This window comes from Terrihabitans soli (genome assembly GCF_014191545.1).
GTDB lineage: Bacteria > Pseudomonadota > Alphaproteobacteria > Rhizobiales > Methylopilaceae > Flaviflagellibacter > Flaviflagellibacter soli.
The window spans coordinates 1,964,553-1,976,366 of record NZ_AP023361.1 but is presented as its reverse complement, the minus strand read 5'-3'; the positions used below and the strand labels follow the sequence as shown (position 1 = coordinate 1,976,366).

14 protein-coding genes and 1 tRNA gene are annotated in these 11,814 nt (G+C 62.5%); 9 read left to right on the top strand and 6 right to left on the bottom strand.

The window, feature by feature from the left end:
• The first annotated feature begins 1 nt into the window (after position 1).
• From ectB to IZ6_RS10220, 4 genes are all read left to right on the top strand, one after another.
• Positions 2–1,384, top strand: a complete 1,383-nt coding sequence (gene ectB / locus IZ6_RS10235; protein ID WP_420825549.1) for a diaminobutyrate--2-oxoglutarate transaminase — start codon at positions 2–4, stop codon at positions 1,382–1,384.
• A gap of 9 nt (positions 1,385–1,393) precedes the next feature.
• Positions 1,394–2,125, top strand: coding sequence for a 4'-phosphopantetheinyl transferase family protein (locus IZ6_RS10230; protein ID WP_222874958.1), 732 nt, complete (start codon positions 1,394–1,396; stop codon positions 2,123–2,125).
• 12 nt (positions 2,126–2,137) lie between these two features.
• Complete coding sequence (locus IZ6_RS10225) at positions 2,138–2,647, top strand: hypothetical protein (RefSeq protein WP_222874957.1); 510 nt, start codon at positions 2,138–2,140, stop codon at positions 2,645–2,647.
• Positions 2,648–2,781: 134 nt separating this feature from the next.
• Positions 2,782–2,868 (top strand) — tRNA-Leu (locus IZ6_RS10220).
• A 213-nt stretch (positions 2,869–3,081) separates the two neighbouring features.
• Here IZ6_RS10220 and IZ6_RS10215 read toward each other — a convergent pair.
• The 3 genes from IZ6_RS10215 to IZ6_RS10205 form a co-directional block, all read right to left on the bottom strand.
• Positions 3,082–4,605, bottom strand: a complete 1,524-nt coding sequence (locus IZ6_RS10215) for a DEAD/DEAH box helicase (RefSeq protein ID WP_222874956.1) — start codon at positions 4,603–4,605, stop codon at positions 3,082–3,084.
• Between the two features lie 272 nt (positions 4,606–4,877).
• Positions 4,878–6,032 carry an FAD-dependent monooxygenase gene (locus tag IZ6_RS10210; RefSeq protein ID WP_222874955.1) on the bottom strand — a complete coding sequence of 385 codons (1,155 nt, stop codon included), beginning with the start codon at positions 6,030–6,032 and terminating at the stop codon, positions 4,878–4,880.
• 3 nt (positions 6,033–6,035) lie between these two features.
• A complete protein-coding gene (locus IZ6_RS10205; protein WP_222874954.1) occupies positions 6,036–6,290 on the bottom strand; it encodes a zinc-finger domain-containing protein in 255 nt (84 codons plus the stop codon).
• A 141-nt stretch (positions 6,291–6,431) separates the two neighbouring features.
• Between IZ6_RS10205 and IZ6_RS10200 the strand changes: the two genes are divergently transcribed.
• From IZ6_RS10200 to IZ6_RS10180, 5 genes are all read left to right on the top strand, one after another.
• Positions 6,432–7,184 (top strand): alpha/beta fold hydrolase, encoded by a 753-nt coding sequence (locus tag IZ6_RS10200; protein WP_222874953.1) that lies wholly within the window; start codon positions 6,432–6,434, stop codon positions 7,182–7,184.
• A 285-nt stretch (positions 7,185–7,469) separates the two neighbouring features.
• A complete protein-coding gene (locus IZ6_RS10195; protein ID WP_222874952.1) occupies positions 7,470–7,805 on the top strand; it encodes a hypothetical protein in 336 nt (111 codons plus the stop codon).
• Positions 7,806–7,932: 127 nt separating this feature from the next.
• Positions 7,933–8,775 carry a serine O-acetyltransferase gene (gene cysE, locus IZ6_RS10190; protein ID WP_222874951.1) on the top strand — a complete coding sequence of 281 codons (843 nt, stop codon included), beginning with the start codon at positions 7,933–7,935 and terminating at the stop codon, positions 8,773–8,775.
• Positions 8,776–8,839: 64 nt separating this feature from the next.
• Positions 8,840–9,052: a DUF3126 family protein gene (locus IZ6_RS10185; RefSeq protein WP_222874950.1), complete on the top strand. Its 213-nt coding sequence runs from the start codon at positions 8,840–8,842 to the stop codon at positions 9,050–9,052.
• Between the two features lie 3 nt (positions 9,053–9,055).
• Complete coding sequence (locus IZ6_RS10180) at positions 9,056–9,586, top strand: gamma carbonic anhydrase family protein (protein ID WP_222874949.1); 531 nt, start codon at positions 9,056–9,058, stop codon at positions 9,584–9,586.
• Here IZ6_RS10180 and IZ6_RS15945 read toward each other — a convergent pair.
• From IZ6_RS15945 to IZ6_RS10165, 3 genes are all read right to left on the bottom strand, one after another.
• Complete coding sequence (locus IZ6_RS15945; RefSeq protein ID WP_225873888.1) at positions 9,583–10,236, bottom strand: phosphatase PAP2 family protein; 654 nt, start codon at positions 10,234–10,236, stop codon at positions 9,583–9,585. The two genes, IZ6_RS10180 and IZ6_RS15945, sit on opposite strands and share 4 nt — an antisense overlap.
• Before the next feature lie 138 nt (positions 10,237–10,374).
• On the bottom strand, positions 10,375–10,872 hold the full coding sequence (locus IZ6_RS10170; RefSeq protein WP_225873887.1) for a transglutaminase-like cysteine peptidase: 498 nt from the start codon (positions 10,870–10,872) through the stop codon (positions 10,375–10,377).
• A 304-nt stretch (positions 10,873–11,176) separates the two neighbouring features.
• Positions 11,177–11,698, bottom strand: coding sequence for a PilZ domain-containing protein (locus IZ6_RS10165; protein ID WP_420825548.1), 522 nt, complete (start codon positions 11,696–11,698; stop codon positions 11,177–11,179).
• Between the last annotated feature and the right edge of the window lie 116 nt (positions 11,699–11,814).

The following is an 11,814-nucleotide window of genomic DNA, read 5'->3' as shown; positions in this document are numbered from 1 at the left end:
CATGCTGGATCGTGCCCGCGGCACAGAACTCGTCGACGTCAACGGGCGGCGCTATCTCGACTTCCTCGCCGGGGCCGGCTCTCTCAATTACGGGCACAACAATCCCGTTCTGAAATCGGCGCTCATTAAGTATATCGAGCGCGATGGCATCACGCACAGCCTTGATCTGCATACGGCCGCCAAAGAGCGGTTTATTGAGGCGATGTGGTGCGCGATCCTGAAACCGCGCAAACTCGATTATGTCATCCAGTTCACGGGGCCGACCGGCACGAATGCGGTCGAGGCCGCGATGAAGCTGGCGCGCAAGATCACCGGCCGCACCAACATCATCACCTTCACAAACGGGTTTCACGGCGTGTCGCTCGGAGCGCTTGCCGCCACCGGAAATAAGCATCATCGCAAAGCTTCCGGCGTGCCGCTGCAGGGCACGACCGTCATGCCCTATGACGGTTATCTGGGCGCCAATATCGATACCGTTCAGTATATCGAGCGCCTGCTCGACGATCCGTCGAGCGGCGTCGATCTTCCGGCGGCCGTCATCCTCGAATGCGTACAGGGCGAAGGCGGGCTGAACGTTGCGCGCGCCCCGTGGCTGCGGCGCCTGAAAGCGATGTGCGAAGCCCGCGACATTCTTTTCATCGTCGATGACATCCAGGCCGGGTGCGGCCGCACCGGCACCTTCTTCAGCTTCGAAGAAGCGGGGATCCATCCCGATATCGTGACGCTCTCGAAATCCCTGTCGGGCTACGGCCTGCCGATGGCGGTCGTCTTGATCAAGCGTGAGTTCGACGTGTGGAAGCCGGGCGAGCACAACGGCACGTTCCGCGGCAACAATCACGCTTTCGTCACGGCCGCTGCCGCGCTCGAGCATTATTGGCAGACCTCGAAATTCACCGATGAGATCGCCGCCAAGGGAGAGCATCTGCGCCGCCGCCTTCAGAGGATGGAGGGACGGTTCGGCCCGCATATCCGCGATACGCGCGGCAGGGGGATGATGCGGGGTATTACCTGCGTCGATCCTGCGAAAGCCGACGAGATCGGTGCGCGCGCCTTCGCCGACGGCCTCATCATCGAGCGTTGCGGCCCGCATGACGAAGTTCTGAAGTGCCTCATGCCGCTGACGACGCCCGAGGCGGAGCTGGACGAAGGCCTCGATATTCTGGAGCAGGCCGCGGAGACGGTCTTCCGGGTGTCCAAGGCTTTCGAGGCGCGTTCGCCGAAAGGGATTTCCGCCAATCCGGCGCCGGCACGCATCGCCGTCATCGCACGCAGCACTGGCGCAAGCGCCAGCAAGAGCACCGGCATTGTAAAGCCCGGGAAGGCGGCGGTTACGCGCGCTTCCGGCAAAAAGAGCCGCGGGCAAAACGGTCAACTGAGCGCTTGAGCCATGCATTTGGCTGCGAACACAATCACGCTGATTTCCCTGGCCCGGGTGTTGAACGCCGACATTGGCGGCGGAGCTGTCGCACAGCTCGATGACTACGATCGCAGCCGTTACGCGGCGATCAACCATCCGATGGCGCGCGCGCGTTTTCTGACCGGGCGCGTTCTGGCCCGCATCACTCTTTCGGAAGCGACGGGATACGAGATCGACGGATCGGCTTGGCACATACTGCCCGACGCGAAAGGCAAGCCGCGCATCACAGGGCCTTTGCCGGATGTCGGCATCAGCATCGCCCATACCGAAGATGTCGTCGGTGTGGCGGTCTGCGCCAATGGGGATGTCGGGCTCGATCTCGAATGCCTGAACGATGGAGAAAACGGCGAGCCCGTGCTCGAGGCGCTGTCGTCGGCCGACCAGAGAAAACTCAAGACATGCGCCCCGGAACACCGCACGCGTGAATTCGTCAAGCTCTGGACGATGAAGGAAGCTTACGCGAAATGGGCCGGAGAGGGCGTCGGCCTCGACTTTGGCGCTCTCGATTTCGATTGGGTGCCGAGGATGGCAAGACAATCTCTGATGCACGGTCCGGTTCGCATTCATCAGTATTCGATGTGTTTCAATAAGGAGTTCTCCGTCGCTCTCGCCTCGGGAGACTCGTGTCCGCCGCTTATCCGTTTCAGGAACCTCGAAGCCAGCCGTTTATTCGCAGGCGAGGCTTCCTGCATGTACAATTTCAATTGAAGGAGGAAGGCAATGAAAGCGATTTTGATTTTCGCGTCGTTGCTGGCGTTCTACACCGCGCCGGCCTACGCCCAGGAGGATGCGCGGCTGTTTCTGCGCGATATCTATCTGACCTATATGGAAGGAGACGGCGATGGCGTGCCATTGACCGGTGCCCCCGCGCGTAACGTGTTCACGGACTCGCTCGCTGCTCTGATCGATGCCGATGACAAAAAGGGCGCAGCGAAGCGGATGGATTACGATCCGTTCGCCGATGCGGAGATGTGGGAAATCACCGATCTGCGGGTGGTCGTGCGTCCGGTCAACCCGACGACGGCGATCGGCAATGTCTCGTTTCTCGATTCCGGCGAAACGCGCATGGTGAATATCGACCTCGTGAAAACCAAAGCCGGCTGGCGCGTGGACGACATCCAGGTTCCGGATGGCCGGCTCCGGCAGCTGTTCGAGGGCCCGGATCCTGTTCCGGAAGCGCCGATCAGCGGCGCCGATGCGGGCACGCCCGCCACGCCGGCGACGAACTAAGGTCACGCACGGGCGTATGCTTTAAAAGCCGGTCCGGTCCTTTCGGGGCCGGGCCGGCTTTGGTTCTGTCCTGAGCCGCCCGGCTCTTTCAAAATCTTGACCTTGCCCGGCAAAGCAGGGGACAAGCAGTCCGCGCGGTCGTGGCGGAACTGGTAGACGCAAGGGACTTAAAATCCCTCGCCCGAAAGGGAGTGTGGGTTCGATTCCCACCGACCGCACCAAAGTCACTTCGCTTTTTCCGGAACCTCACCCGCCGCTCAACGTTCCACACTCGGGGACGGAGGTTGGACAATGAACGGCATCATCTATCTCGTCGGTCTCGTCGTCGTCATTCTCGCAGTGCTGAGCTTTCTCGGCCTGCGCTGAACCGCACGAGGCAATTAAAAAGGGGCGCCGGTGAGGGCGCCCCTTTTTATTGGCTGTGAGCGATTGTTTTACGTGCGGGCGCCTTCCGGGCGGCGGCCGGTCGGCTTCATGAAGCTCATCCGGTTGATGTCGCCATTGGCGCGCTCGCCCTGCGGACGATCTTGACGCTGACCGTTCTGGCCCTTGCGATGACCGCTCGGCTTCTGGCCATTGCGGTTCTGAGCGTTGTGGCGATTGCCGTTCTGGCCGTTCGCGTTCTGGGCATTGCGTTCGCCGGTGCGCGGCTCGCCATTGGCGTGCTGAGCACCATTGCCGCCGTTTGCCTGCTGCGCGCCCTGGCCGTTGTAGGCGGGGCGGCCGCGATGCGGCTTCTTGTTCTGGCCATTGGCCTGATGATGATTCTGGTTCGGATTGCCGCGGCGATGCGCCGTCGCCGGCTTCACGCCGCGCGGCGTTTCGCGCGAACCTTCATAACCTTCGAGGAACGGCACCGTCTGCTGGATCAGCCGTTCGATGTCGCGGAGGAACGAGCGTTCGTCCGGTGCGCAGAACGAAATGGCCGAGCCGTCATTGCCGGCGCGTGCCGTGCGGCCGATGCGGTGCACATAGCTTTCCGGAACGTTCGGCAGTTCGTAGTTGATGACATGCGACACCGCGTCGATATCGATGCCGCGCGCAGCGATATCGGTGGCGACGAGGGCGCGTGTCTGGCCCGCCTTGAAGCTCTTCAGTGCGCGCTCGCGCTGGTTCTGCGATTTGTTGCCGTGGATGGCCTGAGCCGCGATGCCGGCGATTTCCAGATTGCGGGCGATCTTGTCGGCGCCGTGTTTGGTGCGGGCAAAGATGAGAACGCGGTTCATGTCCTTGTTGCTCAGCAGCTTCACCAGAAGCTCGCGCTTCATGCCGGTGTCGACGAACGCGACCTGCTGGGTGACGCGGTCGGCGGTCTTCGCCACCGGGGTCACCGCAACTTCAACCGGGTCTTTCAGAAGTTCGCCGGCCAGCGCGCCGATTTCCTTCGGCATGGTGGCCGAGAAGAAGAGGTTCTGGCGCTGCTTCGGCAGAGCGGCGACGATTTTGCGGATGTCGCGGATAAAGCCCATGTCGAGCATCTGATCGGCTTCGTCGAGGACGAAGACTTCGACCGGATCGAGGCGCAGCGCATTGCCGCGCAAATGGTCGAGCAGACGGCCGGGCGTTGCGACGACGATGTCGACGCCGTTGGACAGCGCGCGGATCTGCGGGCCGGCCGAAACGCCGCCGAAAATCACGGCGACGCTGAGGCCCATATGCTTGCCGTAGGTACGGAAGCTGTCGGCGATCTGGCTCGCGAGTTCGCGCGTCGGCGACAGGATCAGCGCGCGGCAGGATTTGCGCGGCGCGGGCTTACGGGTTTCAGCAAGGCGATGCAGGATCGGCAGCGCAAAAGCAGCGGTCTTGCCGGTGCCCGTCTGGGCGATGCCGAGGAGATCGCGGCCCTGCATCAGATGCGGAATGGCCTGCGCCTGGATCGGCGTCGGATTCGTATAGTTCTCGGCGGCGAGCGCCTTCTGAATCGAAGGATGCAGTCCGAGATCGGAAAAAGTGGTCACGTGTAAGGTTCTCGTTTCATGTATGCCGCAGCGGCGCGAATCCGGCCTCGTGCCGGTCGCGAATAAGCGGGGGTTTTCTAGAGAAAGCCCCGCGTGTCTGGGCTGTCGGATGTTCCGGGGGCGTCTGGCGGACGGCGACTGTAGAAGTCCCGTTCACGCGGCCTGATCGCCAAAGATCGCTGGAATCGCAAATGTCTGCGAGCGATGGAGGCTATGTGCGCCCCAAGGTCTTAAAAGTCAATGACTTCGGGTGACGCACCCTAGATGCGGCGTTACCCCGCCCGGTAACCATAGACCCAGTCCATCTGGGTCATCATGGCTTTGGGGCCGAGCGCCCGCAGCATGCCGTTGCGCGCCATGGCGCCGAGGCCCGACATGCGGAAAAGCTCGCCATTGCGGCGCGAAGTCGCCTGTACGGCGCGCACACGCTCGGCGCGATCGGTTTCGTAGGATCTGAAGGCGCGCGCCGGATCGCTTGGCATTTTCGCAAGCCGTGCGCTGAGGACGACGGCGTCTTCGATGGCGAGCGCAGCGCCTTGCGCCATATGCGGCTGGATGGGGTGAGCCGCATCGCCGATCAGCGTAATCGCGCCTTTTCCCATGTGTTTCGGAATACCGTCGTAAAGCGGCCAGGGCGCGCCGAATTCGGACGCATCGATCAGCGTGCGCACCGGCGAGCACCAGTCGCGGAACAGCGCGCGCATCTTTGCTGCGTTTTCGTGTTCGTCTTCCGGGCGCTCGGAGCCCGGCGTGCAGACAACGACATTGAGCATGCCGGATTTGTCGAGCGGGTAGGTGACGAGATGGGCGCGCGGGCCGAGCCAGATCGAGACTTCGTTGCGGGCGGAGAATTTCGTCACTGCGCGCCAGGCAAGATGTCCCGAAAAGACAAGATCGCCGCCGCCGAGCTTTGTGCGTACCGCAGAGCGTGCGCCGTCGGAGCCGACCAGTGCGCAAGCGTCAACCGTCTCGTTTCCGGAGGCCGTGCGGAAGGAAGCGGTGACGCCTTTGTCCGTCTCCGCAACATCGGAAAATTCGGCGCCGAGCCGGATCTCGACACCGGCCTTCTGGGCGGCCTCCACAAGGATCTTCTGCAGGGCGGCGCGATGGATCATGCGATAGGGCGCGCTCCATCGCTCTTCGGCGTCGCGGCCGAGCGGCATCTGGGCGATCAGGCGGTCGGCGCGGCCATCGAGCATGCGCGCCTCGCCGGGCCGCATGCCGGCCTCATCCAGCGCCGGGCCAAGGCCGAAACCATCGAGAAGGCGCGAGGCATTGGGCGGGATCTGCAGACCGGCGCCGATCTCTTCAAGAACGGGGGCGCGCTCGAACACGATCGCGGGCAGGCGCTTGCGCGCCAGAGCGATGGCCAGCGTCAGGCCGCCGATTCCGGCGCCCGCAATGAGGATCGGGCGCTTGGCAGGCATGGGTCAGAGGGCGACAGCAGGATCCGCGTGCCAGAGCGCATCCGGCGGTTCGGTCGCGCCGGCGCTCAGCTTGTCGCTGTAGCGGTAGAGCGTCGAGCAATAGGGGCAGACGATTTCGTGGTCATCGCCCATATCGAGGAAGACATGCGGATGGTCGTAAGGCGGCCGCGCACCGATGCACATAAATTCGTGAACGCCGATCGTGATGGCGCGGTGGCCCTCGGTGTTGTGAAAATGCGGCGTGCGGGTATCGGCCACGGGAAGCGTCCTCGAATACTTAAGTGATGGGCGGCAAATTACCTGCTTCACCCCCGGAAGGCGAGCGGCTATTCGTCCCGGCATTCAATTGGAAACCGGGTGTTGCCGGTTTTTGGACCAACAGTTTAACCGGTTTCGCCAATGCCCCGTTTTTCGTCCGATGGCCTCAGCCTCAATTATATCGACCAGGGCGAGGGCGAGCCTGTCGTCCTCGTGCACGGCTTTGCCTCCAATCTCAATGTGAACTGGCTCGGCACAAAATGGGTCGACTCGCTTGTGAACGCCGGCTTCCGGGTGATCGCTTTTGATCATCGCGGCCATGGCGACAGCGACAAGCTCTACGACCCGGACCGCTACACGATCGGCGACATGGCAAAAGACACGGTGGCGCTGCTCGATCACCTCAAGATCGCCAAGGCCGATTTCATCGGCTTTTCCATGGGGGCGCGGGTTGCGGCCTATCTCGCGATCACCGCGCCCGAGCGGGCGCGCAGTCTCACCATTGGCGGCATGGGCGCACGCCTGTTCGGCGGTGCCTCGAAAACCGACGAGATTGCCAAAGCTCTCGAAGCGCCGACACGGGACGATGTGACCGACCCCTATGCCCGCGTCTTCCGGGTCTTTGCCGAAAACACCAAATCGGATTTGAAAGCGCTGTCGGCGGTTATCCGCTCGCCGCGCCTTCCGCTCACCCGCGAGATGGTCGGCGGCCTTAAAATCCCGGTCCTGATCGCGGTCGGGACGGAGGATGTGGTGGCCGGCGATCCGCAGGAGCTGGCGGATGCCATTCCGGGGTCGCAGGTCCTGCCGATCCCCGGCAAGGACCATAATAAGTCCGTCGCCGATCAGGCCTTCAAGGACGGGGTGATTGCATTTCTGAAGGAGCGCGCGTAATGCGCTAGTTTCCCGCGCATCCTGAGCTTTATGACTACGACACGATATTACGAACTTTGGGGCTACCCCGGCGCGGGGAAAACGACTCTCGCCTTGCAGTTAAGCCAGATGGCTCCAATTGATTTTCGGCGGCTTCGGTTTGAACCGCCGCTCAAAGGCGGTGTCTTACGAGTGGACGCGCATATAGGCATCCTTGAGCGATGTATAAATCGGCAAGCCGCTGTTTTTTCGCGGGGACGCGGGGCCGTGCTCCTGGACGAGGGCGTGACTCATGAAGTCTGGCGCATGCTGTATCAGAACCCTGAATTCATTGGCCAAGATTGGTGGAAGTGGTTCATCGGCCAAGGAAGCATACGGCTGATTGTTCTTGACGTTGCCCCCGATTGTGCACGCCGCCGCATTCTATCCAAACTGAGAAAAGGCCCGATCAATCGAGAGCTTTGCGCGGAGCCCCTATCGGGAGAGGCTTGGAAGCGGGCCCAAGACGCCTATGCCGCCATCATCGCCGAAATCCGCGTTCAGAAGCCCGATGCAATTTTTATCGATGGTTCGAACCAGAGCCTCGCCCAATCCGCGAACGCCCTCGCTCGGAACATCTTATCCGGTAAGCCATACCGTTGATAAGATAGTATTCCTATGTTGTTGGTGGCAGACGGGGCTACCACCTGCCGCCCCAGATACCTAGATACGGGTTTAAGACCTGTTCAGCACCCTGTGCTATAGTCCGCTCTCGCTCAGGAAACCTGTAATGCCTCATTCGTCCCAGCCGCGCGGCGCGGCCGTGCTCAAGACAGTCGACCCGATCTGGGATCGCCTCCGCTCGGAAGCGGAAGAGGCGGCCCAGCGCGAGCCGCAGCTCGCCGGTTTCCTGCATGCCGCGATCCTGCATCACGAGACGCTGGAATCCTCGGTCGCGCATCGCATCGCCTCGCGCCTCGAACACGCCGAACTCGGCGATGGTGCGATCCGCCAGGCTTTTGAGGACGCCATCGCCAGCGATCCGGAGATCGGCCTGTCGATCCGCGCCGATCTTGCCGCCGTGCTCGACCGCGATCCGGTCGCCGAGCGCTATCTCGAGCCGGTTCTTTATTTCAAAGGTTTCCATGCGCTCGAAGCGCAGCGTTTCGCCAACCGTCTTTGGAAGTCGGGGCGTAAGGACATCGCGCTTTATCTGCAGAGCGCAGTGTCAGCGGCGCTTCAGGTCGACATCCATCCGGCGGTGCCGATCGGCAAGGGCGTGTTCATCGATCACGGCACGGGCGTCATCATCGGCGCGACCGCGGTGATCGAAGACGATGTCTCGATTCTGCAGAATGTGACGCTCGGCGGCACCGGCAAGGAGCAGGGCGACCGCCATCCGAAGATCCGTCACGGTGTTCTCATCGGTGCGGGTGCCAAAATTCTCGGCAATATCGAAATCGGCGCCGGCTCGCGCGTCGCCGCAGGTTCGGTTGTTCTCAAATCGGTGCCGGCCTGCACCACGGTCGCCGGCGTTCCCGCCCGCGTCGTCGGCCGCGCGCCTTGCGCCGATCCTTCGCGCAGCATGGACCACATGCTGAGCGAGGCCGAGATTTTCGATCCCGTCATCTGACGCTTGCACGGCGTGGCCATCGCGTGCCACACCGCAGCTCACTAAAAAATTCCCGGAGGATGCGTTGGACAAGAAAGAACTCGAACAGGTTCAGGCCTATCTGCGCCGCACCTTCGGCAATCAGGCCCTGCGCACCGTAGCGCGCCCGAAGAAAATGGATTCGGCCGAGGTGTATCTCGGTGAGGAATTCATCGGCGTTCTCTTCCGCGACGAGGAAGACGGCGAACTCTCCTACAATTTCCAAATGGCGATCCTCGCTGAGGATCTGGCGGGCTAAATCTTGGCCCTCTACGAGCTCGACGGCATCGCGCCGGAACTGCCGGCCAGCGGGCGCTATTTCATTGCGCCGAGCGCCGAGGTCATCGGCCGCGTGCGGCTCGACGACGATGCCTCGATCTGGTTCTGCGCGGTGCTGCGCGGCGATACCGAACTCATCCATATCGGTCCGCGCTGCAATGTGCAGGACGGCGCCGTGATGCACACAGATCCCGGCTTTCCGCTGACCCTCGAGGCCAATGTCACGGTCGGCCATAGAGCCGTTTTGCATGGCTGCACGGTCGGCGCGAACTCGCTGATCGGCATGGGTGCGATCGTTCTGAACGGCGCGAAGATCGGAAAGAACTGCCTTGTCGGCGCCGGCGCCTTCATTCCGGAAGGCCGCGAATTCCCGGACAATTCGCTGATCGTCGGCATGCCCGGCAAAGCCATCCGCACCCTTGACGAGGATGCGGTGAAAAACATGCAGCGGCCTGCCGATTTCTACGACGGCAATTACAGGCGCTTCGCAAAAGGCCTGAAAAAGATCGGCTAGCCGCGCGGTTTTTCGATATCGCCGCTTTGCTGCAGGCGCTCGGCGATGTGCCAGCAGATCAGCGCCCAGGCGCCGCCCATGCACCATCCCGCCAGGACATCGCTCGGCCAGTGCACGCCGAGATAGACGCGGCTGACGCCGACCAGAACCGTCACCAGAACCGATGCCGCGACAATGTAGAGGCGCGCCGCCAATCGCTTCTGTGTGCGCGCCAGAAGCGCACCGAGCGTGAGGTACGCGACGGCCGACATCATCGCATGGCCGCTCGGAAAGCTCGAAGTCTGCGTCTCGACCGCATGGGCGACGAGATCGGGGCGCGCGCGTTCGAAGAAGAACTTCAGAAGATTGTTGAGCAGCGTGCCGCCGGCAACGGCGGCGATGAGAAGCCATGCCGTGCCGCGCCGCTTCTGCATGATCAGAAAGCCGGTCGCCGCCAAAGTGACGATGCTCACAATGGTCCAGCTGCCAAGGCCGGTGATATCGAGGAAGAAGGTTTCGACCCATTGCGGGCCCGCCGGATCGTGCGTGTCGCCGGTGCGCAGCGACAGAAGCAGCGCCCGGTCGAAACCGTCGAAGGCTCCGGCGTGAATTCCCACGGCGATCGCGGCAAATGCCGCAACAAGAGCGCCCGCGCCGATCAATCCCCGCACATTCCGCTCCGTGTTCGGCCAGAGGCCTTCATAACGCGGATGTTGAAAAAGGCGAGGGCCGGCTCGGGGTGGGAGCCGGCCCTCTGCGCGACCTGGTCGTGGGGACGGGGAGGGGTGCGACCTGGACGCGTTTCTAGATCATCGGCGTGTCGAGGCGACGCCGCCTTCGGCATTGCCGGAGCCAACAAAAACCCAAGACTTCGGATCGGCCTGCGACTGGCGCTTGACGAACTCGTAGCCCGTCTGCGTCCAAGGCAGGACGCCGTCCTGCTGGTTGTCGAGGACATAGTCGCCGCGATCTGTGACGACTGTCAGAACGGCATGGCCCGCGCCCTTGAGATCGCGCACCACGGTGATGAGCAGCGTCGACGGATCCCAGCCGGCATCCATCAGGACGCGGCGCTTCAGGAGCACATAGTCTTCGCAATCGCCGCGATCGACCGGATAAGACCAGCGTTCGGCAACGCCGTAGAGTTCTTCATCCGTCACCGGCGCGATGCGCTCGTTGACGGTGCGGTTGACGAGGTCGAGCTCGGTGTAGCGGCCGCTGTCGAGAGCCGCGCGCGCATTCTTCGAGCCTTTGCCCGCGCACTCGCTCGGCTGGTTGGAGCAGAACAGTGCATATCCGATCGGCATGCGCGCCGATCCCAAGACCTTCATCGAGGCTTGGGCGGATACTTCAACGGCTCCAGCCGTCCCGCAAGCAAGTATTGCAAGGCCGACGCCGCTGAACGCGGCTATTGCTTTTCGCGGCCAAGTATACGCACCCGAACACATTGGTCCTCTCCCTGTCGTTGGGAGAGAATATGGCAGATATACTTTGAGGCCGGTCTAAGTCGCCCGTGCGAAATCTATGTATTGGGGTAAGTATTCATTAGGCATGCGGGAGCCTGGCTCCGGCACGGCATAACAGACGAAAAAGGAAAGATTTCCGAGCGGCTTAGCCGCCGAACTGCTCGCGCAGGACGTCGATGTTCTGCGGCCTGGTGAACTCGACCGCCAGACCCGTCTCAAGATGGCGCACGATCTTGGCGGCGGTGCGGCCGAGGGTAACGGCGGTGCCGACCGGCGGCTTTTCCTCGATCTGGACGGCAGCGCCCGACAAGGAGACGTCGACGACCCGGCAGGGGATTTCCCGCCCGTCGGGCAGGATGAGGAAGGAGCGAGTCTGTTTGGGGGCCAGACGCTCATGGCGCCGGTCTTCCGGCAGGCCGAGGATCTGGCGATTGGCCAGCCAGGTCAGCTGGTCCGCAAGTTTTTCGCGCTTGCGCGGTGTTGCCGCAATCGTCATCGCAAAACCGTTCTGGAAGACGCGCACGAGCACGCCTTCAACACGGCCGATATGATCGAAATAAGCGACGACGCGCTCGCCCGCTTTGCCGAGTACCGGTGCGATCACCGACAAGCCGCCGGGCGAAATATCGAGTGTCTGGCATGGATATTCGCAGCGATCGCTCAACATATAACGACCGATGAGAGCCACCTTTACGCGGGCATGCCTGCGGCGTTCTTCGGGACGTTGCTTTGGAGCCGACTGTGCCTGATGCAAGACAAACGCCCATGCCCGGGTTGGGGGAT

What these genes read in the sequence shown, in the direction of transcription:
- ectB (WP_420825549.1), top strand. Translation starts at nt 2, where the DNA reads ATGCTGGATCGTGCCCGCGGCACAGAACTCGTCGACGTCAACGGGCGG.
- IZ6_RS10225 (WP_222874957.1), top strand. Translation starts at nt 2,138, where the DNA reads ATGAAAGCGATTTTGATTTTCGCGTCGTTGCTGGCGTTCTACACCGCG.
- IZ6_RS10210 (WP_222874955.1), bottom strand. Translation starts at nt 6,032, where the DNA reads ATGCCTGCCAAGCGCCCGATCCTCATTGCGGGCGCCGGAATCGGCGGC.
- IZ6_RS10200 (WP_222874953.1), top strand. Translation starts at nt 6,432, where the DNA reads ATGCCCCGTTTTTCGTCCGATGGCCTCAGCCTCAATTATATCGACCAG.
- IZ6_RS10195 (WP_222874952.1), top strand. Translation starts at nt 7,470, where the DNA reads ATGCTGTATCAGAACCCTGAATTCATTGGCCAAGATTGGTGGAAGTGG.
- cysE (WP_222874951.1), top strand. Translation starts at nt 7,933, where the DNA reads ATGCCTCATTCGTCCCAGCCGCGCGGCGCGGCCGTGCTCAAGACAGTC.
- IZ6_RS10170 (WP_225873887.1), bottom strand. Translation starts at nt 10,872, where the DNA reads ATGCCGATCGGATATGCACTGTTCTGCTCCAACCAGCCGAGCGAGTGC.
- IZ6_RS10165 (WP_420825548.1), bottom strand. Translation starts at nt 11,698, where the DNA reads ATGTTGAGCGATCGCTGCGAATATCCATGCCAGACACTCGATATTTCG.